This window comes from uncultured Aquimarina sp. (genome assembly GCF_947492115.1).
Taxonomy (GTDB): Bacteria; Bacteroidota; Bacteroidia; order Flavobacteriales; family Flavobacteriaceae; genus Aquimarina.
On record NZ_CANLMM010000064.1, the window covers coordinates 1 to 251 of the forward strand.

The window sequence follows — 251 nt, forward strand, 5'->3', positions numbered from 1 at the left end:
CCTTGTGGTCCTTGTGCACCAGTTTCTCCTTGTATACCCTGAATACCTTGTGGTCCTTGCGCACCAGTTTCTCCTTGAATACCTTGAATACCTTGTGGTCCTTGTGCACCAGTTACACCTTGGTCACCCTGAGGTCCTTGCGGTCCTTGTGCCCCAGTTTCTCCTTGTATACCCTGAATACCTTGTGGTCCTTGCGCACCGGTTTCTCCTTGTATACCTTGAATACCTTGTGGTCCTTGCGCACCAGTTAC

General features: G+C 50.6%; 1 pseudogene. It reads right to left on the reverse strand.

The features are described from left to right. A pseudogene (locus Q1A73_RS24530) lies at positions 1 to 251 on the reverse strand (hypothetical protein); the annotation flags it as partial.